14 protein-coding genes are annotated in these 23107 nt (G+C 35.4%); 4 read left to right on the top strand and 10 right to left on the bottom strand.

What is annotated here, in order from left to right; all coding sequences use genetic code 11:
* Positions 1 to 81: 81 nt before the first annotated feature.
* The 10 genes from ASF10_RS13910 to ASF10_RS13865 all read right to left on the bottom strand — a co-directional run bounded on the left by ASF10_RS13910 (position 82) and on the right by ASF10_RS13865 (position 15281).
* Positions 82 to 1737 carry an arylsulfatase gene (locus tag ASF10_RS13910; protein WP_056250219.1) on the bottom strand — a complete coding sequence of 552 codons (1656 nt, stop codon included), beginning with the start codon at positions 1735 to 1737 and terminating at the stop codon, positions 82 to 84.
* A 200-nt stretch (positions 1738 to 1937) separates the two neighbouring features.
* Positions 1938 to 3200 carry a YeiH family protein gene (locus ASF10_RS13905; protein WP_056250218.1) on the bottom strand — a complete coding sequence of 421 codons (1263 nt, stop codon included), beginning with the start codon at positions 3198 to 3200 and terminating at the stop codon, positions 1938 to 1940.
* Between the two features lie 228 nt (positions 3201 to 3428).
* The gene (locus tag ASF10_RS13900; protein WP_056250216.1) at positions 3429 to 5045 is read right to left on the bottom strand and encodes a sulfatase-like hydrolase/transferase; all 1617 of its coding nucleotides are present in this window, start codon (positions 5043 to 5045) and stop codon (positions 3429 to 3431) included.
* Between the two features lie 11 nt (positions 5046 to 5056).
* Positions 5057 to 5773 (bottom strand): thioredoxin domain-containing protein, encoded by a 717-nt coding sequence (locus ASF10_RS13895; protein WP_056250214.1) that lies wholly within the window; start codon positions 5771 to 5773, stop codon positions 5057 to 5059.
* 66 nt (positions 5774 to 5839) lie between these two features.
* Positions 5840 to 6901 carry a sterol desaturase family protein gene (locus ASF10_RS13890; RefSeq protein WP_056250212.1) on the bottom strand — a complete coding sequence of 354 codons (1062 nt, stop codon included), beginning with the start codon at positions 6899 to 6901 and terminating at the stop codon, positions 5840 to 5842.
* Between the two features lie 281 nt (positions 6902 to 7182).
* On the bottom strand, positions 7183 to 7854 hold the full coding sequence (locus tag ASF10_RS13885) for a DUF1214 domain-containing protein (protein ID WP_157849061.1): 672 nt from the start codon (positions 7852 to 7854) through the stop codon (positions 7183 to 7185).
* Between the two features lie 195 nt (positions 7855 to 8049).
* Positions 8050 to 8601, bottom strand: a complete 552-nt coding sequence (locus tag ASF10_RS13880) for a DUF1254 domain-containing protein (protein ID WP_056250209.1) — start codon at positions 8599 to 8601, stop codon at positions 8050 to 8052.
* A 106-nt stretch (positions 8602 to 8707) separates the two neighbouring features.
* A complete protein-coding gene (locus ASF10_RS13875; protein WP_056250207.1) occupies positions 8708 to 10633 on the bottom strand; it encodes an arylsulfatase in 1926 nt (641 codons plus the stop codon).
* Positions 10634 to 10661: 28 nt separating this feature from the next.
* Entirely contained in the window at positions 10662 to 12134 is a 1473-nt protein-coding gene (locus tag ASF10_RS13870) for a RagB/SusD family nutrient uptake outer membrane protein (RefSeq protein WP_056250205.1), read from the bottom strand.
* Positions 12135 to 12149: 15 nt separating this feature from the next.
* Positions 12150 to 15281 (bottom strand): SusC/RagA family TonB-linked outer membrane protein, encoded by a 3132-nt coding sequence (locus ASF10_RS13865; protein ID WP_056250203.1) that lies wholly within the window; start codon positions 15279 to 15281, stop codon positions 12150 to 12152.
* 1251 nt (positions 15282 to 16532) lie between these two features.
* Here ASF10_RS13865 and ASF10_RS13860 point away from each other — a divergent pair.
* The 4 genes from ASF10_RS13860 (at position 16533) to ASF10_RS13845 (ending at position 23102) form a co-directional block, all read left to right on the top strand.
* On the top strand, positions 16533 to 18008 hold the full coding sequence (locus ASF10_RS13860; RefSeq protein ID WP_056250202.1) for an MFS transporter: 1476 nt from the start codon (positions 16533 to 16535) through the stop codon (positions 18006 to 18008).
* 27 nt (positions 18009 to 18035) lie between these two features.
* A complete protein-coding gene (locus ASF10_RS13855; RefSeq protein ID WP_056250200.1) occupies positions 18036 to 19628 on the top strand; it encodes a magnesium transporter MgtE N-terminal domain-containing protein in 1593 nt (530 codons plus the stop codon).
* Between the two features lie 27 nt (positions 19629 to 19655).
* A complete protein-coding gene (locus ASF10_RS13850; protein ID WP_056250199.1) occupies positions 19656 to 20708 on the top strand; it encodes a hypothetical protein in 1053 nt (350 codons plus the stop codon).
* Between the two features lie 177 nt (positions 20709 to 20885).
* Complete coding sequence (locus tag ASF10_RS13845) at positions 20886 to 23102, top strand: molybdopterin oxidoreductase family protein (RefSeq protein WP_056250197.1); 2217 nt, start codon at positions 20886 to 20888, stop codon at positions 23100 to 23102.
* Positions 23103 to 23107: the final 5 nt, after the last annotated feature.

Genomic DNA, 23107 nt, shown 5'->3' with positions numbered 1-23107 from the left:
AAGATAGAAGTTTTTTACACCCTTTTTTTCTGTCTTAAATACTTTTATAAAAATCTAAAAGCAACTTTTGTTATTTTCGAATTACTTTTTTAAAGCTGCTCCGCCTGGCATTGTTTCCGGTTTCAATTTGAATTTACTGTATTCTACAACTCCGGTTTTGTCAGCCCAATCAAAATATTCAGCCGAAAGTTTATTGACAATTCCCGGATTTTGTTGTGCCACATTTGTTGTTTCACCACGGTCAGTTTCAATATTATAAAGTTCCCATTCATAAGACGGATAAATCGAAACCAGTTTCCATTTACCATCTCTAACAGCTCTGTTTCCTGCTCTTTCCCAGAATAATGGAGCTCCTCTGTTTACTTCTGAGACATTATCGAACAAGACTGGCAATAAGCTTTTGCCCGGTAACGGATTAGAGTTTACGCCGTTATATTCTTTTGGATATTCGATTCCTGCCAATTCATAAAAAGTTGGGGCAAGGTCAATAATATGTCCGGTTCCTTTGTCGATTCTGCCTGCTTTTATTTTTGACGGAAACCAGGCAATAAACGGAGAACTGAATCCGCCTTCGTGCATATTATTTTTATATTGCTGAAGTGGGGTATTAGATAAATATGCCCAGTTTTGTTCCTGATAATCAAATGATCCGGAGGTTCCAACTGGTCCGTCGTTTCTTACTAATCCTCTTCCTAACGGATTATAGGTATTGAAACCACCTTGCGCACCATTGTCTGAAATAAAAATAATCAGCGTGTTTTTATCTTTCTTTAAAGCCTTTAATTTTTCTAAAACTTTCCCCACATTCTGGTCCATATTATCGACCATTGCAGCATAAACTTCCATTTTTGCTTTCCAGAATTGTTTTTCGTCATAAGATAATTTACTCCATTCCGGAACTTCAGGATCTCTGACAGAAACAGTTTGATTGGCTGGTAAAATGCCGTTTGCTTTTAGTTTTGCAATTCTTTTTTCTCTTAAAATATCCCAGCCTTCATCAAATTTACCTCTGTATTTAGCAATGTCAACCGGTTTTGCCTGCAACGGCCAATGCGGAGCCGTAAAAGCCAAATACAAAAAGAATGGTTTGTTTTCTTTGTTTTGTTCGTCTAAAAAAGTCACCGCATTATTGCCAATTTCATCTGTAAAATAATACGAATCATCTTTGGGATGTAATTCTTCATTATTTCGGATCAGTTTTACCGGATACGGTGTTTTTCCAAAAGGTAAAGGTTTTGTATCAAAATAGTTGGATGCGCCTTTCAGGATTCCGTAGAACTTATCAAAACCTCTTTGGTTGGGCCATTGCGCCTGATCTTCAGAACCTACGTGCCATTTTCCGGAAAGTAAAGTGCTGTAACCGCCTGAACGAAAAACTTCGCCCAATGTCAATGATTCTTTGTTTAAATAGCCCTGATATGAGGGTAATCCTAAATTAACATCAAAAAATCCCATTCCGGCTTTGTGCTGATATTGTCCCGTTAACAAAGATCCGCGTGTTGGTGCACAAATTGAGTTGTTGTAAAATTCGCGTAAACGTAAACCCTCGCCAGCTAATTTATCAAGATTAGGTGTTTTAATTTCTGAACCGTAATTCCCTAAATCAGAGTATCCCATATCATCAACCATAATTAAAATTATATTGGGCTTGGAATTTTCTAAACTTGTTTTGTCTTGTGCCGAAACTAAAACTACGGCAGATAACAGAAGGTTTAGTGTAATAATTGTTTTTTTCATTTTATTGATATTTTAATTTATCGAAAATTATTGGGGCGTAACTTTGTCAAAGTTTTTTTGCGCAACGTCATTGCGAGGAACGAAGCAATCTCATTAGCAAAGTGAAATGTTGTATATCATTGTTAGTGTGGTTGCTTCGTTCCTCGCAATGACAATATTGTGTTTCAACTTTGCGTCTTATCGACTTTGCGAGATTATTTTTACTTACTAAACAACAAAAAAGCAATAATCAGCGTAATAATCACATTGAATAATTGCGCGATTAAAAAGGCGTATAATGGTTTACGGCTATTATTGCTGAATAAATCCTTAAAGTTGGTTTCAAGACCAATACTTGTAAAAGCCAAAGCAAACCAAATACCTTGTAAATTCTTCAAACTATCTTTTACATTATCCCTAACTTCTGGAGTAAGAAAAAAAGAAAACAGTATTGAAGCGGCGATAAAGCCAATCACAAACTTTGGAAAACGTTCCCATATAATGCTTAAAGTGGGTTTTGATTCCAGGACTTCTGCAGATTTGTTGTGTGTATATGTCCAATAAAGGGAGATTGCAAAAGCAGCAATTCCGAGTAATACATTTTGGGAGAATTTTACAATTGTACTAATCTTCAAAGCGGTTTCACCAACTAAAGAACCAGAAGCAACAACAGCTCCGGATGTGTCGATACTTCCGCCTAACCAAGCTCCGGTAACTTCTTCAGGAAAGTTGAAATATTTGGCAATCATTGGCATAAAAATCATCATAGGAATTGCCGTTACCAATACAATAGAAATTACATACGACAGTTTTTTAGAATCGCCTTTGATCGCTCCAGATGTGGCGATTGCAGCAGAAACGCCACAGATCGAAACGGCACTAGAAATCATCATTGTCAATTCGTCATCGACTTTTAGTTTTTTACACAGCCAAAAAGCAAAATACCAAACGGATAATACCACAATCAAAGCCTGAATTAATCCTAAAGAACCTGCTTTTAGTATGTCGGAGAAAATGACGCTGGTTCCTAATAAAATCAATCCAATTTTGACAAAAACTTCTGTCGAAAGTGCTGATCGAAACCAATCCGGAAGCTTGAAGAAATTACCGATTGCTAAACCAATAATCAAACTGAAAATTACAGCTTCTAAATTCAATGCTTTTACATGAATATTTCCTGCAATAATCAATGCAGCAACGGTTAAGACATAAACAATGGGGAAAACCAAGAGAAAGTATTTTACTGACTTACCGATTAAAAATGCGCCTAAAGTTCCGATTGAAATGAGATATAAAAATTGTACTGCGAGGATTTTCAGGTTTGCTAAATCAAATACATCCTGAAATAAATTAGTTCCGGTCGACCATTTGAAAACTGGAACTTCCGGAAGGAAAATAAAAAGGGATAATCCTATAATTATAAATCCTAAGATTACGACGGTCCAGTCTTCGTGAAGTTGAAATGATTTTGTTGGGATTGACATTGTATTATTTTATTATCCTAACAGGTTTTTATCCCGAGGTTTCGGGAGTGTTAGGTATTTGTTTGTTGTTTTATTATTGGTTTTGAATAGCCTCCAGCTTTAGCTGGAGATTATTATTGAGTCAATGAAATTGGCTTTAGCCGAACTTTGTATTCGGCTAAAGCCTTGATTATTTTCTTTTAAACTCCTAAAGCTGGAGCCTATTCATTTTTTCGGAATTAATATCAATTACAAATCGACAAAATATTTTTGTTTGCCAAAATCAAATTCATAATGTGTTAGATTTGGCCATAAAGGTTTCACCAGACCTTTTTCCCAGTTTTGTAAAGCAAGATGTAATTCTTTTACTTTTTCCGGATTTTTTTGAGCCAGATCTGTTTTTTCAGATTTATCTTTTGCGAGATTATAAAGCCATTCTTCGTGGGTTTTTCCACTTATGATTAATTTCCAATCGCCGCTTCTAATGGCTTTTGCATCACCGGAACGCCAGTATAAAGTTTTGTGAGCTTCTGTATTGTTATTCACGGTAGTAATAAGATCGACACCATCATAAACACGATCTTTTGGCAAATCAGAATGAATCGCAGCAGCAATCGTACTAAAAATATCCAATGTACTTACCGGAGTTTTGTAGATCGTATGCGGTTTGATTTTCCCTTTCCACGAAAGTGCAAACGGAACATTTACTCCGCCTTCAAAATGAGAAAATTTTCCGGCTTTTAATGGTGCATTTGTGGTTGCAAAAGTATAATCTGCGCCACCATTGTCGCTCGCAAAAATAATTAATGTGTTATCTTCCAGACCTTCTTTTTTGACTTTTGCCCTGATTCTTCCCACGGCATCGTCTAAGGCACTAATCATGGCAAAATAAACACGTTTATTTTTGTCTTTTACATTCGGGAAACGATCATAATATTTTTTCCGAACCTGAAATGGCGTGTGCGGCGCATTAAACGGAACGTAAAGCAAGAAAGGTTTTGTTTTGTTTTTATTGATAAAAGCTTCGGCTTCATCCGCAAATGTTTCGGTTAGATAGGCTTTGTTGTGAATAATGGTAGTATCCCGACGAATTTGTCCAATGCCAATACGACCATTTCCCCAGATCATTTTATCGGTAAAATCTTTATGATGATGATTGATAATATCCGGATTATCATCTTCTGGCGTATAAAGCGAAAATGCCTGATAAAATCCGTAATGATAATCGAAACCTCTGTCTAAAGGAAAAAATCCTTTGTTGTGACCCAAATGCCATTTACCAATAATTGCCGTGCTGTAACCTTCTCTTTTTGCAAGGTCTGCAAAAGTAATTTCAGATTGTGGCAATCCTTGTGTGGCAATTGAAGCTTCGTTTGGGTATTTGATTTTTGGGTTTAATCTCCAATTATTAGTATTGATTAAATATTTAAAACCATAATATTCTAAGTTATTTTTGGGATATCGATCTCCGGGTTGAAATTCATGACCAAATCGTTCCTGATAACGTCCCGTTAAAATCCCGGCACGCGAAGGAGAACAAATAGAAGCCGAAACATAACCATCCTGAAAAGTGACGCCTGAAGCTGCAAGGGAATCTATTTGTGGTGTTGGTGTGGATTTTCCTCCGTATAACGAAATATCATATTTTCCTAAATCGTCAGCTAGTAAAATGATAATATTTGGTTTTTTGAAGGAACTGTCTGCCGGGATTTTTTCAGAGAGAAATTTTGCTTTTCCTTCCAGTAATTTTTTGTCCGGTTTTATTAAAGTTCCATCGGTATTAATGGGCCAGAATAAAAATACGGCTATTAGAAAAAGAACAATAACTATTGGGAGGATAATTTTTTTTGCTTTGGATAATGGCATAGTTTTATTTTTTATTTAGAAGCTAAGGCTACATCAACATTGTTTTTTAAATCGCCTAAACCATCATTTTTGAAAACAATTTTACCATTTTGGTATAAGATTAAAGTAGGGAAAACTTTTACTGTTTTTAAATCAGCAATAACTTGTGGACTTTCTTCTAATTCGATTTGCACGATTTTTAGTTTTTCTCCGTATTGTGTTCTTAGATTTTCTAAAATTGGTTTTACGGTTTTGCAGGTGGCGCAATATTTTGAGCCAATGTCTACCAAAACATAATTATTTTCGGCAATGATTTTTTTGTATTCGGGTAATGATAATTTGCTTTTTAAATTCGAGTAAAAAGGTTTTCCGCCGCCAATCCAGGCAGCAATTCCGCCTTCTAAAATATATACCTCAGAAAAACCTTTTTTTATCAATTCAGTAGATAAAAGACCACTTCTGTAAGCTGCAATAGAATAAATAAATACAGGTTGAGAAGGATTTAAAGCGGCTACGGCTTTTTCGTAATTCTCTGATTTAAGATTAAAATTCAAAGCGCCTTCGATATGGTTTAAGGTAAATTCTTCCGGACCTCTTGCATCAATTATTTGTGGATTTTTTTGGCTTTTAATTTTCGCATAAAAAGCATCCAGTAATACAATACTACTGGAACCTTTATCTTGAGAAAAAGCTATAGTGCTAAAAAGCAGGTATGCGAACATACTGATTTTGAGTAGTATATTTTTCATGATTTTTTTGTTTAAGAAACAAGCAGTGTATTCCTGTTTAATTTGAATACACTGCTTGTTCTGGTTTTAAGATTGAGCCTGTTCGTAATAAACCGGACTTGGAGAAATAGTTTCTTCTTTTTGCTTTATCGGAACTGCAAAAACGCCTTCGGCAAGGGCACTTCCCTCTTTTTTAGATTTGAATATTGGCCACAAAAATTGCGCGTACCATTCTTCTTGTTTATAGGATTTGATTCCGTATGATTTTGGAAATTTACGGGTGATTAAACCTGTTCCAAAAATTACATCCCAAATGAAAAACATATTACCAAAGTTTCCTTTAAAATGTCCAACACCGTCTCCGCTTGTATCTGCGTGATGAGCGTGGTGTGTTGCGGGAGTCGAAATTAAACGTTCTAAAACCCATGCAATTGGGTGTAAAACTTTGTATTTATAAAGTGGTTTATCCCAGGCAATACTGGAATGTGCTCCTAATGTGATAAAACTTTTGACTACCAAAACAAATAATGCAGGCAAACCTAAACCTAAATAAGTAAGAGTCGCTGTTAAGTAAATTTGTGAAAAGAAAATGGTATAAATAAAGTTTTGTCTCGAAAGCATCGCCATTCCCATATATGGAGCGGAGTGATGTGTTCTATGAAAACGCCATAAAAACGGAACCTGATGATGAAGTCTGTGGTACCAGTATTGCGTTAAATCATCTGCAACTGCGATTAAAAAGAATCCTCCCCAAAACGGAACCCAGGAAAGCGAATTAGCCAGATCAGGAATTAAATAAGGCAGCGCTGTCAGGCTGAAAAAAGCAATTACCGGTGGTAAAATTAATTTTGGTGCCAGGAAAGAAATAATATCTATTTTACGTTCTTCGCCTGTCCATTGATCGTCATATAAACCTGCTCCAAACTCAATGATTCCTAAAACGAGCATGAAAGCTGTTAATCCCCAAGTTCTGATATTGGCAAATGCAGGCTGCGCAAATTCTAAAAATGAGGGTAATGTAATGTGAGAATCTGTTATGACGCCATTACCTAATTTGAAATAAAGATATATTGCCACTACTGGCAGTGTATACAATAAAAGACTAATGCTTAAATCTCTTGTTAGTTTTGATTTTTGAACTATTGCCATGATTTCTTATTTTAAAAATTGATTTACTATTGCTAAACCTCCAGCCAAAATAGCCAGTGGAACTAAAAAGAGAATTGTTCCCACAACAATCTTTTTTCCTATAATTTCGTAGTCTACTCGTTTCATATTTTCTGATTTAATTCTGGATTATTAATTCTTTTGAATGTTCTGATAATCAGTAATTTTAAAAGAATGTAAAACTAAAAAATAAAAACTTCTAATTCTATAGATTTGATAGAGTTTTATTTAATTGTTTTCCGGAAATTTGTTATAATACTTATTTATTTTATTTTTTTGATCGACGGAAGCGTTTCTGTCGTTAAGTTGTTTCTCAGTTTTTGAGAGGGTAAATACAAGCGAATGATTAAACTTGGTTTTTTAATGTTGTTTACTGGCAACCAGTTTTCTTTTTGTGCTGAATCTGAAAGATTGATTTTAAAGGATGTACTATCAGCTTCATATTTCACATTTTCAAGATTATAGCTGTATTTGTTGATTGGGTTTTTAATTAAAAAACCATTTTCGTCATATGCCGTAATACTCCAGTATTTAGCATCCAGCTTTTTTCCGCTTATGATATAATCTGATTTAGGATCTAATACATTTCCGTCGCTGTCAGTATTTGTGCTTAAATAGATTACTTCTTTTTTTGTCAATGCATAAGGACCGTATACAGCTACTTGTGCAATTGTCAGCAAATCGGCTGAGTTTAGATCTTTGTCTTTGTCAACCGTTTGCCAGTTGCCAATAATGCGCTGCGAATCACTTTTTCCGGATTTAATGTTGTAAACACCAACGGCACTTCCTAATACTATCGCCAGAATAATCAATGCTGTTGCAAGACCTATCTTTTTAATTTTTTGATTTAAAGCCATTTTATTTGATTTAAAGTTGAACGTTTTGTTTTTTGTAATGTTGTTATTTCGCTCAGGATGACAAACTATTATGCTCATTTTTGTCATTTCGACCAGAGCGAGAAATCACACTCGAAACTCCGCAAACAATGTTTATAATCTTTGTCGAGTTACTTGTGTGTCCTTCGACTTCGCTCAGGATGACATTTTTTGGAATTAAAATAAAAAATCCTTTTAAATCCGCGTCTTTGCAAAGCAAATCCGTATCATCTGCGTACCTGACAAAGATTACGCTTACTTTCCTAATTTCTCTACCGTAACCCCATGTTGCAATTCTGCCAATGTTTTTACCGGATAGGCTTTCGAAACTAAATAACGAAACAAAATCAATCCTTTATTTGTTGGACTGTAAATGATTTTTTCCTTTGGGATATTTTTCAAAACTTCGGCAGTACTTCCTTCAGGCACCAGATAATATTCGAATCTTGATTTTACTTTCTCTTCATTCTCCACAAAATAATTGGTTGTATTTTCCTGATATGCCGAGATCGACCAATAAGTTGAATCCGGAACAATTCCTGAAATCTTTAGTACATCATCTTCCAAATCATAACTGATTGTAGAATATAAAAAGTCCGGATTTGGTAACGGAATTACTCTGCTGTTTTCAGCATTTGGCTGATCTCCAAATCTGGGTGTATTGATAGCTCCCAAACTTTTTTCGGCAAACTTTTTTTGCACATAATAAGGAGTTATCCAGATCGTTAAGTAGTAAAAACTTACCGCAATTACTACAAGAATCAAGGCAAATATGCCTCTTTTCAAAATTGGTTTTGTTGCTGCCATAATTTACTTGTTTTAATATCAGAGCTACTAACATATTCTTTTGCAAAATGGTCAATAGCTCTGACGGTTTTTATTTATTTTCTTCTAGAAATGTTCTTCTAAAAGATTATTTAGAGCTTCCAGCGTCTCCGCCTTTAGTAACTTGTTTTACTAAATCCTGTAACGTTTTGCCTTTGTCTGCTCCTGTATTGTGAATCCTTCTGTTGTATACATCCTGCCAGTCAATTAGCGGATAAACATTGTTTTCTTTGGCTTGCTCATCAAATAATTTTTGCAGCTCAGCTAATTTTTCAGGATATTTTTTGGCAAGATTGTTACGTTCGTTAAAATCTTCGTTTAGGTTGTATAATTCCCAAACATCCGTATCAAAATTGCTTTCGGCAGGTTTTTCATTTTTGCCCAAAGCTTTTTTTACGGCAAATGAATCCGGTAAATGTGCTGCTCCGGCTTTCCATCCGTCTTTATAAATAGCTCTGTTTCCAAAAATATAGTAATACTGGATTTTGTGTAAAGATTCTGCTTTGGCATCATTCAAAGAAGCATATAAAGACGAACCTTGTATCGCGTCTTGTTTAACTGCTTTGATATATTCCGGAGCTTTAATTCCTGCAATATCCAGTGTTGTAGGTAATAAATCTGTTACGTGGCTGTATTGATTTCTGATTCCGCCTTTTTCTTTAATTCCTTTTGGATAATAAACAATCAACGGGTTGTGAGTTCCGCCTTCAGATTGTGCATCTTGTTTCCAGTTTTTAAAAGGAACATTTGTTGCCTGCGCCCATCCCAAAGGATAATTGGTGTTTAAACCTTTTGCAGTACCAATTTCATCGATATTCGCTAAGTTTTTCTTTTGGTTTTCGTCGTCAGATGTTCCCTGAGAAAATAAACTTTGGTTAATTGTTCCTTCAGTAGTTCCTTCTTTACTGGCTCCATTGTCGCCAATTGCAACAAAAATCACAGTATTCTCCAGCTGATTGCTTTCTTTTAGATAGTTTACAACTCTTCCAATTTCAGAATCTGTATATGTTAGGAATCCGGCATAAACTTCCATAAAACGAGCATACACTTTCTTTTGTTCCGGAGTAAGTTTTTTCCAGTCTGTAATAAGCGGGTTGCGCTCCGGTAATACAGCATTTGCAGGAATCACGCCTAGCTTCTTTTGGTTTGCAATTACTTCTTCACGATAGGCATCCCAGCCTTTGTCAAATTTTCCTTTATAAGGATCGCTCCATTTTGTAGCCACCTGATGAGGTGCATGAGCTGCTCCGGGTGCATAATACAAGAAGAAAGGTTTTCCCGGTGCTGCTTTTTGTTGTCTTTGAATAAAACTAATCGCTTTATCCGTAATAAGTTCGTTTAAATGACGTCCGTCTGGTTTTATATGCGTCTGGTCTTCTACTAAATCAGGATTGTACTGATCTGTTTGTGAACCTAAGAAGCCATAGAAATGATCAAATCCTTTTCCGGTTGGCCATCTGTCAAATGGTCCGGCATCTGTAGCTTCTTCATCTGGAGTTACACCATATTTACCAACGGCAAAAGTGTTGTATCCATTCTCGCGTAAAATCTCTGCAACCGTTCCTTTATCTGACGGAATCCTGCCATCCCAACCCGGAAAACCTGCAGATAAAATAGTATGAGAAAATCCGCTTACGTGTACTTTACCTGAATTTCTACCGGTTAATAATGCCGCACGTGTAGGAGCACAAATAGCAGTTGTATGAAAGTTGGTATAGCGTAAACCGTTGTTTGCCAATTGATCGAAAGTTGGAGTTTGAATCAAACCTCCAAAAGCACTTGAAGCTCCAAATCCTACATCGTCTAATAAGATCCAGATCACATTTGGGGCACCCGCGGGAGCTTTTACAGGATCCGGCCAATATTCTTTAGAATCGGCTAGAGTTTTACCAACTACACCTTTGAATTCTACATTTTTATCTTGTGCAAAACCGAATTGTACAACAAGCAATGCAGTCATCAAAAGCCCTTTTTGCGAGCTTTTGATTGTACTGTTAAATTTAAAATTTTTCATAATTCTAGTTTTTTGGTTGTGGTTTATGTTAATATCCAGGGTTTTGTGGTAACCCTACAGGATCAATATTTCTTTCGCTTTGCGGAATTGGATATAAATTATTTCTTTCGGAAACTGAGTTTTTGGCGGTTACTTTTTTAACCTCGGTAACCAGAGTTCCCCAACGAACTAAATCGAACCAGCGTTGTCCTTCCTGAACAAATTCTTTTTTGCGTTCTTCCTGAATAGCAGCTCTAAAAGTGGTTTGTGTTAATCCAACTAAATCTACAGTTGCATCCGGCGTGGCAATTGGTTTTCCAAAAGCTCTACGTCTTACCTGATTAATCAATTCATAAGCTTCAGGCGTTGGCGTTCCCTGCTCGTTTATCGCTTCTGCTAAAGACAATAAAATATCGGCATAACGAATAATTGGAAAATTGATTGCTACGTTTCCGGGTGTTGCCAGATTGGTTAAATCCAGGTATTTTTTAAAAATTGGTTTAGGAAATGTATACGTATTTGTCGTTCCCGGAATTGGTAATGTCTTGGCATAACTTACATCTCGTCTGGTATCTCCAGCGGCATATATATCATAGAACTGAGCTACGTCTGAGATAATATCTGCAGGTTCTGTAGCAGTGAATCCAGTAAATGAAGTAGATTGAAACGTACTTCCGCTTGATCCGTTTCCTGCCTGATTTGGCTCAAACTGAACAGAGAAAATATGTTCTTTTCCGTTTTTTTTAGCTTTTGCGAATATGTCTCCAAAACTTTCAAAAAGAGCATATCCATAACCGCCGTTGATTACTTCTCTGGCTTTTAAAATGGCATTTGGATAATCTTTTCTAGTCAGATAAACTTTTGCTAAAATTGCTTTTGCAGCTCCGGATGTAGCACGTCCGGCATCTGTCGAAGCATAAGTCGATGGTAAGTTTTCTGCGTCTTTTAAGTCCGTAATGATTTGTGCATAAACTTCGTCTACAGTTGCTCTTTTTGATTTTAAACTTTCTACCTGAATAGAAGTTGGTTCATGTAAAACAATTGGAACTCCGCCCCACAAACGAACTGCCTGAAAATACAATAAGGCCCTGATAAATTTTGCTTCATTGATCAATCTTGTTTTAACAGCTTCTGTTCCTGCTACTTTAGGAATATTATCTATGGATACATTGGCTCTGTTTATTCCATTATAAATTTGGCGCCACGCCACCTGAACACGGTCATTGGTAGCATCGTGCGTTAAAGCGCTCATTGCTCTTACCTGAGGATTTGTTGCAGAAACTCCTGCGGCTGCATAATCAGAACCCATATCTGTTAAAAAATACAAGTTTCTGCCAAATAAACTTTGTTCTCCCGGGTCCAGACTTAATGAAGCATAAACAGCAGTTACGCTCGCAATAGCATCGTCCTGGGTTTTAAAGTAGTTGTCTTCGGTTACAAAAGAGGTTGGTGTAACCTCCAGATCTGTGCACGATGCAAATAAACCGGCACTTAGTATAATTGTTAATAGAATCTTTTTCATGGTATATTTTTTTACTTAGAAAGTTATGTTCAGACCGGAAATGAATGTTTTAGAATTTGGATATGAGCCAAAGTCAATTCCCGGATATAAATTGTTTTGTTCGTATGAACTTACCTCTGGATCATAACCAGTGTATTTTGTCCATGTAATTAAATTTTCTGCAGAGACATAGAATTTAATACTCTTTGCACCAAGTCTTGAAGAAAGGCTTTTAGGTAATGTATACCCTAAAGTGATCAATTTTAATCTTAAAAAAGAAGCATCTTCTACATAACGTTCAGATACAATGCCTAGCGGTGAACTTGTAGCTCTTGGAATTTCATTACTTGGATTTGCTGGTGTCCAGCGGTCTTCAAGAGTTACGTTAGCATTTGTTCCAAGTGTAGAAATTTCTAATTGCTGATTTAATGCATTGAAGATTTTTCCTCCGTAAGATCCCTGGAAAGAGAAATTAAGATCAAAATCATTATAAGAAATTGTGTTGCTGAAACTTCCAACAAATTTGGGCTGGGAACTTCCAAGATTACCTTTGTCAAGAGCTGTAATTACGCCATCACCGTTTGTATCTACATATTTTCTGTCACCAACTTTTGTATTGGCTAAACTGTTTATTTTAGGTTGTGTATTTACTTCTTCCTGAGTCTGGAAAATACCATTTGTTTTGTACCCCCAGAAAGTTCCTAATGGTAACCCTACTTTTACTGTAACTGGTTGTTGCTGCAATAAAGAACCATTTGGTACTACCGGAAAAAACTGATCAACCCCGTTTCCTATCGAAACAACTTTATTTTTGTTTGCTGAAAATACAATATTCGAATTCCACGAGAAATTTTCTGTTTTCAGGTTTTCTGTCGTCAGACCAATTTCGATACCTTTATTCTCAACACCACCAATATTTTGAAGCACAGTAGCATATCCCGAAGTTAACGGCACTGGAACATTGATTAATAAATCATTTGTTTTCTTGTAATACACATCAAAAACAAAATTGATTTTTCGGTCTAATAATGACAAGTCTAAACCAACATTATACTGATCTGTTTTTTCCCATTTCAAATCAGGGTTTGCTAATCGGGTAGGAGCAAGACCGGTTTGTAATGTACCTCCAAAAGCATAATTTACAGAACCCATAGAGGCAAGAGAAAGGTAATTTCCAATTTCCTGATTTCCTGTTGTTCCTGCTGTAATTCTAAGTTTAGCTTCGGTTACACCTTTAATATTTTTTGCAAAGTCTTCGTCTGTAATATTCCATGAAAATCCTGCTGAAGGAAAATATCCCCAAAGAGATTCAGAACCAAATCTTGACGAACCGTCTGCACGTGCCGATAGTGTAAAATTGTATTTTCCTTTATAAGAATAATTTATTCTCGTTAACCATGATTTTAGTACACTTTCGAATGCATCGCTATAAGGTTTTACCGGCACACCATCTTGCAAAGCGTTGTAAGTATTAGCATCATTTACAAAAGTATTGGCACCTGCATTTACAACTTCACCCTGAGTATATTGAAGCGTATAACCTCCTAAAGCAGAGAATTTATGATTTTCGCCAAAAGTAGTATTGTAGTTCAATGTGTTTTCATTCAATACAGAACTTACCAATCGATCCCCAACAGATGCTAATCCTTTGGTTCCTGCACCGGATGTAGTAGTAGCCGGAGCATAATAATTTTGTTTGGTATTAATTACGTCCCCACTAACGGCAACTTTTGCAGTAAGTTTTTTGGTTATTTTATATTCACCAAATAAACTTGTCAAAATTCTATTTATTTTAGTCTCATTTGTTGTACTAACCAGATCATTAATAGGGTTTGCTATGATTCCGTTTACAGCAGTTGAGTAAGGATTATTTGTTAGATTATAACTTCCGTCAGGATTTTTAATAGGTACAACAGGCGGTTGGTATAAAGCAACAACCAAAGGGCTTGGAGATCTTCCGGCAGAAGAACCGCCATTTGTTCCCACTCCATTTGAAACGGAATTACTGTAATTAGCATTCACACCAAATTTAAAAGCCTGAGAATAATTTCTTTCGTAATTAACACGAAGAGAAATTCGTTTGAAATCTGATGCAATTACAATTCCGTCTTGTTGAAAATAACCTGCAGAAATAGCATATCTCGATTTTTCGTCGCCGCCTGAAAATGACAATTGATGATTTTGAACCGGAGCTGCAGTTCTAAAAAGTGCAGATTGCCAGTCGTAACCTCCGGACGTTTTCAAAGCCTCTATCTGATCAGCAGAAAAAGCCGGTGCCTGACCAATACTTGCCTGAACATCATTACGTAAGCTTGCCCATTGACTGGCATTCATTAAATGTAATTTTTTTGAAACATCCTGAAATCCAAAATAACCCTGATACGAAATGTTATCTTGTCCTTTTGTTCCTTTTTTGGTAGTAATAATTACAACACCATTTGCACCTCGAGATCCATATATAGCAGTAGCTGATGCATCTTTTAATACCTCAATCGATTCGATATCAGCAGGATTTATTGTAGACAATACATTGACAGATGCACCGGCATTCGAAACTCCGGCAGAACTATTATTGTTATCATTGTAAATCAGGATTCCGTCGACTACATAAAGAGGTTCGTTACCGGCTGTAATCGAGTTTCCACCTCTGATACGAACACTTGAAGAAGCGCCGGGACGACCGGAACTTTGTGTAACTACCACTCCGGCAATTGCTCCTCTTAATAAATTATCTGCAGATGAGGTAACCTGAGATAAATTGGCTTTAGGAACCGATGCTACAGAACCTGTAATGTCTTTTCTTTTTTGAGAACCGTAACCTACAACCACAAGTTCATCTAATTCCTGACGTTCTTCTTTCAGGTGGATTGTTACAGGATTTTTATCAACTATGACTTCTGCTTTTTTATATCCAATGTAACTTACAATTAAAGTATATGGTAATTTTTGACCGGTTTGAAAATAAAATTTTCCTTCAGCATCTGTAACAACCCCATGAGTTGTACCTTTTATATTTATCGAAGCTCCTATAATAGGTTGATTTGTAATATCATCTACCACAGTTCCATCGAGTTTAGATTGTATGAGAGGAGTGGTATTCTGGGCATTAATTCCCGCTGATAATAACAGGATAAAAAGCAATGAGTATATGTTTAAATTTTTTTTCATTTCTTTGTACTGGTTTTAAGTAATTAACAAGGCACCTTGAAAGTTGAATTTTCAACTCTCTCGTGTTTTCCTTGATTTAGTGATAAATGTTCTTTAAGCCTTGCCATTTCTGTTGCCGCAGAAATGGCTTTTTTTATTTACAGCAACAACTTTGCATATTTTTCATCTTAGTTTTTTTAGTTATTAGTTATTCTTTTTTAATTTATAGATATAGTTTCAGCAATCCTTTCGATGCAATTAATGTATCAAACAGACTTTTTGTAATCTCAATAAGTAAATCTTGTGATGTGTTTTTTAAAGATTCGTTTTTTTATCGATTCGATATAAAGGAGAACCGAATGCAAACGAAAAAGCTAAGAATTAGCAACAGAAGCACATATAACAAAAATTGTTATAAGTATATTTTTTAGGAAGAATGTAATACGATATGCTTTCGGTTGTTTTCAAAATATAATTCTTTATGGTTTCAAATATTTTTATACTCTACTAATCCTATAGACAAAGTTAATTTTAATATAATAAAATCCAAAAATTTGTTCGTTTTTTTTAAACAGAATTAGAATAAAGTGATTTTATTAGTATTTAATATGTTGAAAATCAGTATTTTGTATACTTTTAAAAATCAAACAAATGTTAAAAATAGGATTGTAAAATTACCCAAAATGTAGTATTTTATACTTAATTTTTTAATTTGAAAAAACTTAGCAACTTGAAAATCAATGCAAAAACGTCACGTAAACAACATTTTAGGATTAAAAACCAAAAAATGTATTCCTAAAACATTTTTTAAGGTATAAATTTTATAAGAAAAATAGCAGGCTAAAAGCCATATAAACAAAGGGGTTAATCATTTTAGAAAGAAAATACTTTCGTGTTTTAATGTAAATAACTAGTAATTAATTATTTAGCTTTGATGTTTTTCCTATTTTTATTGTGTTAAATCTTAAATCTAAAATAATTCACAACACTATTTCTCTAATGGCTTAAGATCCATAATCTCAAAAAACATATAAATCAATTATTCTTACAAATTACTTTAAAAAGGCAGAGTCGCTGTCTGTAATGTAATATTTATCTTGGTTAAAACTATCTATTTTATAAGCACTTATTATTGATTTGTATAAAAAAGACAAGAAAGTCTTTAGTATGATATATATCATATTTTGTAAGAATCTAACGGTTTAATTTTGTGTTCAATTGAGGAATTTAGTACTCGATAAATCTAAAATTAGATGTTTTTAATATTTCTATATGGATAATCTATCTCAATCACACAGGATTTTATTTTTAAATACGCTGGCTTTTTCAGTATGCTTTGCTTGCTGGACTTTAAACGGTGTTTTGATTACTTATTTGGTAGATAAAGGGATATTTAACTTTACAGTAGTTGAAACAGGCTGGCTTTTAGGAATTCCTATTTTATCAGGATCCATCTTCAGACTTCCTATTGGTATTCTAACGGATAAATATGGAGGGAAAATTATATTTTCTATTTTATTGTTTTTGTGTTCGATTCCGCTATTTCTTCTACCTTTTGCGAATTCTTTCTGGAGCTTTGCCGTGTTAAGTTTTTTCTTTGGTCTTGTAGGTACCAGTTTCGCGGTAGGAATAGGATATACTTCGATTTGGTATCCTAAAAACTGGCAAGGCAGAGCGTTGGGTATTTTCGGAATGGGAAATGCAGGTGCCGCAATTACTACTTTTATTGCACCAACTTTATTAAACAACTTCTCAGAATCAGATCCGCAAAACGGATGGAAATTACTTCCGGTCATTTATGCCGCTGTTTTAGTACTTATAGGAATTCTTTTTGTTGTTTTTGCTAAAAACAAAACTAATCCGGGAGTTTCAAAAACAATGACAGAGTTATTATCACCTCTTAAAAATGTCAGGGTCTGGAGATTTGGAACTTATTATTTTTTAGTCTTTGGATGTTTTGTCGCCTATTCGCAATGGCTCGTTCCCAACTTCATGAATGTATACCATACTTCATTGGTAATGGGAGGAATGTTTGCTACAATGTTTAGTTTACCTTCCGGAATTATCAGAGCATTTGGAGGATACTTGTCGGATAAATTTGGAGCCAGAAAAGTAATGTATTGGGTTTTAGGCTCATCAATCGTAATAAGCTTTTTATTAATGTTTCCAAAAATGGAAATTTTTACCGCAGGACCCGGAGTTCTTGCAACGAATAGCGGTATAGTTACAGAAGTTTCTGCAAATGCAATAGTTATTAATGGTAAAGTACATACTATCAGCCAAAAAGAAAATTCTCAAGATCATGAAACAGCTATTTTTCCAGTAAAAAATTCATGGCAGGAAATTGTAGTAAAACAAAACCAACAAGTAAAAAAGAAAGAATTACTGGCTCAGGGTGTAACACAAATTAAGTTTAGTGCTAATCTATGGGTTTACGTAATCCTGGTGATTCTTATTGGTATTTCATGGGGAATTGGTAAAGCAGCAGTTTACAAACATATTCCGGAATATTTTCCTAATGAAGTAGGAGTTGTGGGCGGAATGGTTGGTTTAATAGGTGGATTGGGAGGTTTTGTTGGTCCAATTATATTTGGGTATCTCCTTAATTATACCGGTCTCTGGACCAGTTCATGGATATTTATTTTCATAATCTCAATTCTGTGTTTACTCTGGATGCACAGAACTATTATAAATGTCATGCGAACAAAATCTCCAAATTTTACAAGAGATATTGAAGACAATCACTAAAACAAATAATTTAAAACATATACATATATGAAAACTTGGTTAGACAAATGGGAACCCGAAGATGAAGCGTATTGGAGTTCTGCCGGAAGTAAAATTGCATGGAAAACATTAACGATCACAACTCTTACGCTCATCTTGTCATTTGCCTCCTGGTTTATGATGAGTGTTATTGCTGTTAAATTACCCGGATTGGGATTTAATTTTTCTAAAGATCAACTTTTCTGGTTAACAGCGATTCCCGGATTAGCAGCAGGATTTTTGAGAATCATACATACTTTTATATTACCCATTTTTGGTACAAGACATGTTGTTTCTTTTGCTACAGCTATTAAATTAATTCCTGTAATAGGTATTGGTTTTGCGGTAATGGATATAAATACTCCGTTTTGGGTATTTGCATTATTAGCTTTTACAACTGGTTTTGGAGGAGGGGATTTCTCTTCATACATGCCAAGTACAAGTTTGTTTTTTCCTAAAAGACTTAAAGGAACGGCACTTGGTATTCAGGCCGGAATTGGAAATTTTGGAGTTTCAGTAGCTCAATTTGTAACCCCCTTAATTATTAGCGTTGGAATTTACGGAGCAGCATCTGTTTTTACGAGCATTAACCCAAAGGAAACAGTAACAATTTTTGAGAATTCGACTATCCAAAAACAAAAAGAAGTTTTTGCAGCTCTTAGTTCTGATGTACAGACTAAAATATTATCAAACGTAAATAAAAAAGTAATTGATTCTGTTGCTACAGCAATACAATCAGATAATCAAGTAGCTATTTTTACCTCATTGCCAGTAAAAATGAAAGCAAAGGCTGTTGCAAATGCAAATCCAAAACTGGCAGAAAAAATACTTAATGATATAAGTCCGGATAATACAGCTGTGAGTAACAAAGAAATTTACCTGCAGTCAGCTGCATTTTGGTACGTTCCCTTCTTAATTATATTGTCTATCATAAGCTGGGTTTATTTAAGAAGTATTCCTATGAAAGCATCCATCAGGGAACAAATGGACATCTTTTCTAATAAACATACGTGGTATTGTACAATTACTTATGTAATGACATTTGGAACATTTGCAGGTTTATCTGCGGCATTCCCATTAATGATTAAGTTTTTATATGGTGATTTTCCCAATGCACCGGATCCGCTTGTGTATGCTTTTTATGGCCCGCTGATTGGATCTGCAAGCAGAATTGCTTTTGGTTTTGTTGCTGATAAAGTAGGTGGCGCAATCCTTACGACAATTACCGGTTTAGGAATCTTGGCAGGTTCTGTAATTTTAGTTACAGAGGGATTAGTAGCGCCAACAAGTATGGATCAATTTCCATTATTTGTAGCGGTTATTTTAGGAATGTTCTTCTTTACAGGAATTGGAAACGCAGGAACATTTAGACAATATCCAATTATTTTTGCAGAAAATCAACGTCAGGCAGCTGGAGTTATAGGGTGGACAGCAGCAATTGCAGCATTTGGACCATTTATATTTTCTAAATTAATAGGAAATAATCTTTCTTCTAATGGTACTGTAAATCAATTCTTTATAGGTGTTGCTTTTTTCGCTATTTTAGCTACAGGTATCAATTGGTGGTTCTATAATCGTAAAGGTTGTGAGAAACCAAGTTAAGGAGTAATCATTAAATTAAAATTAAGGATGAAAAATAAAACATTTAATACCAAAGCTTTACTTGTTGCAACTCTGGTCTCTGCACTAACTATTGTGCTTGTATTTTACGGATCAAGACAATTGCAAAATTTTGACGCAGCCCTTGTTACTTATTTATTCGGAACAATATTCGCTTTTTTCGGGATTGTTTATCGTTATTCCGTTTGGTTGCAGCGTCCGCCTACGTGGATGTATTTCAAACGAAGTCTTAAATTTCTGTTTACAGGAAAGTTATTCTCACATTTATTCTTTTTAGGTAAAGAAACAGTTGGAAATATAGTAGTTCAAAAATTCATTTATCCCAGAAGTAAATACCGTTGGGCAGCCCATTTTTGTATTGCATTAGGATGTTTATCTGCATTTGCCATAACCATTCCGCTTACATTTGGATGGATTCATTTTACATTGGCGCCAAATTCAATATCGATTTACGAAGCTCATTTTTTTGGGTTTAAAATGATGGATTTCAAAATAGGTTCCTTCTTGGCATTCTTAATTTTTCATGCCTTAAACTGGTCTTCGTGGCTGGTTATATTAGGGTCTGTATATTATTTAAGAAGACGATTGACAAATCCGGGTTTAATAGCCACCCAAACCTTCGAAGGAGATTTGCTGCCGCTTATTTTACTAATAGCAATATCAGTTACAGGATTATGTCTTACCTATTCATATCAGTTCATGAAAGGATTTGCGTATGATTTCTTAGCCGTAATTCATGCTGTAACCGTAATCATGTTTTTAATATGGATTCCGTTTGGGAAATTCTTTCACATTATTCAGCGTCCGGCACAAATTGGAGCCCATATTTATAAAAAAGAAGGTATGAAGCTGGGAATGGCAGTTTGTCCGCATACCGGAGAAGAATTTGCTACACAACTTCATATAAACGACTTGAAAATTGTTACCAAACAATTGGGTTTTGACTTTACCCATGAAGATGGAACTTCACACCTAGATTTAAGCCCGGAAGGAAAACGCTCCCGTTTGGCAAAAGCACACCTAAAAGCAAGATTAGATAGTGGTGGAAGCTTATTTGGATAAAATAAAAAGTTTCAGGTTTCTTTTGTTTCAGGTTTCAAGTTCACACTTTGTGTAAACTGTAGTTTATAGACAACCTATAATAATCTGACCCAAGGCTGAAAGCCGAATTAGGGAAGCAAACCTGAAACTTGAAACAAAGAAAACTTGAAACAAAGAAAACCTGAAATAAAATAAGAAATGGCAAAATTACCCGTATCAACTGAAAAGATTATTGAAGATTTTGGACCGAATTTAAATTATGCACCAAAAGATGGTTACGTAGGTAGAGATGAACCGGATGAAGTGGTAAAAACACATTGTTGTTTTTGCGGGATGCAATGTGGGATTCAATTATTAGTTAAAGAAAATAAAGTAGTAGGATTTGAACCATGGATGGAATTTCCTTTTAATGAAGGGCGTTTGTGTCCAAAAGGTGTTCAGAGATATCTGCAAAATAATCATCCGGACCGACTTTTACATCCTATAAAAAGAGTAGAAGGAAAAGGGTTCGAAAAAGTTTCCTGGGATGAAGCTATGGATAAAACCGTATCTGAAATAAAACGTATTCAGGAAAAATATGGTAAACATGCCTTTTCTATGTTATCCGGAGTTTCACTAACCAATGAGAAAAGTTATTTGGTTGGAAAATTTGCACGAGTAGCATTAAAAACAAGAAATCTGGATTATAACGGAAGACTTTGTATGGTAAGTGCAGGCGCCGGAAATAAAAAGGCTTTCGGGTTAGATCGTGCATCAAATAATTATTCTGATTTAGAATATGCCGAAGTAATTATCGTTGCAGGCGCAAATATTAGTGAAACTTTCCCAACATTAACGCACTGGATCTGGAAAGCCAGAGATCGTGGAGCAAAATTAATTGTTATCGATCCCAGAATGATCCCGTTGGCAAGAACTGCAGATGTTCATTTAGATGTAAAACCTGGAACAGATTCTGCCTTATATGGCGCAATGCTTAAATATTTGGTTGATCACGATATGCTGGATCATGATTTTATAGACAATTATACCTCAGGCTTTCAGGAAACAATCGATGCTGTAAAAGATTACACATTAGAATGGGCAGAAGAAATTACTGGTATCGACAAAAATAAAATTAGGGAAGCTGCCGAATTATGGGGAAAAGCAAAAACAAGCTTTTTACTTCATGCCCGTGGTATCGAGCATCATTCAAAAGGAGTTGACAATGTTGTAGGTTGTATAAATCTTGTTTTAGCAACCGGAAGAATTGGCAGGCCATATTGTGGTTACGGTACAATAACCGGACAAGGAAACGGTCAGGGAGGCAGGGAACACGGACATAAATGTGATCAATTACCCGGAAACAGAGATATCGAAAACCCGGAACATCGAAAATATATTTCTGAAGTTTGGGGAATCGATGAAAAAGATATGCCCGGAAAAGGATTGACCGCTTACGAAATCATAGAAGCAATACATAGCGGAGAAATCAAAGGATTGATTTCTATTTGTTTTAATCCGCTGGTTTCGCTTCCAAACAATAATTATGTTAGAGCTGCACTCGAAAAATTAGAATTTTACGTTTGTATCGATTTCTTTTTGAATGAAACCGCACGACATGCAGATATTGTTCTTGCAGGATCTTTGCAGGAAGAAGAAGAAGGAACAACAACATCTGCAGAAGGTCGTGTTATCAGAATTCGTCAGGCAGTAACCCCTCCGGGAGATGCGAGAACGGATACTTCTATATTTTTAGAACTGGCAAAAAGACTGGGCGAAGAAGATAAATTTGCCTATGAAAACAGTGAAGCCATATTTAATGAATTGCGTGTAGCATCAAAAGGCGGAACGGCAGATTATTTTGGAATTTCCTATAAAAAAGTAGAAGACAATATGGGCGTTTTCTGGCCTTGTCCAACAGATGATCATCCTGGAACACCCAGATTATGGGAAGATAAAGTATTTGCAACTCCGGATAAAAAAGCGCACTTTAATCCTGCTCCTTACAGAGAACCGGGAGAAATTACCAATCATGAATATCCTATAACGCTTACAACAGGGCGTGTAGTTTCACAGTATTTAAGCGGAACACAAACACGAAGAATTGGTAAACTGGTAGATCAGTTTCCGGAACCTATGTTAGAAATTCATCCGGAACTGGCTTTAAAATATGGAATCAAACAGCGAGAATTGGTAAGAGTAGCAACTCGTAGAGGCGAAGGAATTTTTCCGGCCAATATTGTAGAAACTATCCGAAAAGACACGGTATTTATACCTTATCATTGGCCTGGAGCCAAATCAGCAAATCAACTTACAACCGGAATTTTAGATCCTGTTTCTAAAATACCTGAATTTAAAGTTTGTGCGTGTTTATTAGATCCGCAAGGAATAATTGCACCGCCATCTAAAGAATCTGAAGCTTATGCAAGTGTTTAATCTAT

It is taken from the genome of Flavobacterium sp. Leaf82, assembly GCF_001422725.1.
Classification (GTDB): Bacteria; Bacteroidota; Bacteroidia; order Flavobacteriales; family Flavobacteriaceae; genus Flavobacterium.
This window is presented reverse-complemented; position numbering and strand designations above follow the sequence as displayed.

What these genes read in the sequence shown, in the direction of transcription:
- ASF10_RS13875 (WP_056250207.1), bottom strand. Translation starts at nt 10,633, where the DNA reads ATGAAAAATTTTAAATTTAACAGTACAATCAAAAGCTCGCAAAAAGGG.
- ASF10_RS13910 (WP_056250219.1), bottom strand. Translation starts at nt 1,737, where the DNA reads ATGAAAAAAACAATTATTACACTAAACCTTCTGTTATCTGCCGTAGTT.
- ASF10_RS13865 (WP_056250203.1), bottom strand. Translation starts at nt 15,281, where the DNA reads ATGAAAAAAAATTTAAACATATACTCATTGCTTTTTATCCTGTTATTA.
- ASF10_RS13845 (WP_056250197.1), top strand. Translation starts at nt 20,886, where the DNA reads ATGGCAAAATTACCCGTATCAACTGAAAAGATTATTGAAGATTTTGGA.
- ASF10_RS13860 (WP_056250202.1), top strand. Translation starts at nt 16,533, where the DNA reads ATGGATAATCTATCTCAATCACACAGGATTTTATTTTTAAATACGCTG.
- ASF10_RS13895 (WP_056250214.1), bottom strand. Translation starts at nt 5,773, where the DNA reads ATGAAAAATATACTACTCAAAATCAGTATGTTCGCATACCTGCTTTTT.
- ASF10_RS13850 (WP_056250199.1), top strand. Translation starts at nt 19,656, where the DNA reads ATGAAAAATAAAACATTTAATACCAAAGCTTTACTTGTTGCAACTCTG.
- ASF10_RS13900 (WP_056250216.1), bottom strand. Translation starts at nt 5,045, where the DNA reads ATGCCATTATCCAAAGCAAAAAAAATTATCCTCCCAATAGTTATTGTT.
- ASF10_RS13885 (WP_157849061.1), bottom strand. Translation starts at nt 7,854, where the DNA reads ATGAGCATAATAGTTTGTCATCCTGAGCGAAATAACAACATTACAAAA.
- ASF10_RS13905 (WP_056250218.1), bottom strand. Translation starts at nt 3,200, where the DNA reads ATGTCAATCCCAACAAAATCATTTCAACTTCACGAAGACTGGACCGTC.
- ASF10_RS13880 (WP_056250209.1), bottom strand. Translation starts at nt 8,601, where the DNA reads ATGGCAGCAACAAAACCAATTTTGAAAAGAGGCATATTTGCCTTGATT.
- ASF10_RS13855 (WP_056250200.1), top strand. Translation starts at nt 18,036, where the DNA reads ATGAAAACTTGGTTAGACAAATGGGAACCCGAAGATGAAGCGTATTGG.
- ASF10_RS13890 (WP_056250212.1), bottom strand. Translation starts at nt 6,901, where the DNA reads ATGGCAATAGTTCAAAAATCAAAACTAACAAGAGATTTAAGCATTAGT.
- ASF10_RS13870 (WP_056250205.1), bottom strand. Translation starts at nt 12,134, where the DNA reads ATGAAAAAGATTCTATTAACAATTATACTAAGTGCCGGTTTATTTGCA.